This is a genomic window from Bradyrhizobium sp. sGM-13 (assembly GCF_018398875.1).
In the GTDB taxonomy this organism is placed as follows: Bacteria; Pseudomonadota; Alphaproteobacteria; order Rhizobiales; family Xanthobacteraceae; genus Bradyrhizobium.
Map to the genome: position 1 here is coordinate 1 of NZ_JAGWDK010000176.1, position 553 is coordinate 553.

The window sequence follows — 553 nt, forward strand, 5'->3', positions numbered from 1 at the left end:
TTTTTCCCGCGGCAGGCCGCGCAATGCCATGTGCTCGCGCACTGTTTCCCGAATGGAAGACAGCGCGTCTGCAAATGCCACCACATGCTCTACTTCGTGCTTTCCCGCACCTCGCGAAAGCGCGCATGATAGCGATATTGCTTGCGTCCCTTAGCGTCACGGCCGGTTGCTTGGATATGCCATCTGAAAACGGGCAGATCCACACGTCGGTCCAGGCAGGCGGGATCGCGAGTGCCCTGATCCGCTTCAGCCCGTCAGGCTCGATGAGCTTCGTGCCATCTGGCTGTGTGTAGCTGAACCCCGTCCCTGCCTTCTTTCGCCGAATACCGGGCCGTTCGTCGGAAACATATCTCAGACCCGCAGATTCGGCGGCATCCCGCGGGTTGACGATGGCCTGCGCGCTATCTGGTGACTCGATCAGCAACACACCGCCTCCTATCTCACCCAAATGGATCTCGCCCCAAATGAACCTTTCTGATCACAGGGGGGTCCTCGAGGTTTCGAAGGAGGCATTAGGACCGTAAGCTGTCGGCCTGATTCCAAAACTAGACAA

The 553-nt window shown here is 58.4% G+C and carries 1 pseudogene; it reads right to left on the reverse strand.

Going from position 1 to position 553, the window contains the following annotated elements:
- A pseudogene (locus KJQ96_RS42555) lies at positions 1 to 427 on the reverse strand (hypothetical protein); the annotation flags it as partial.
- Positions 428 to 553: the final 126 nt, after the last annotated feature.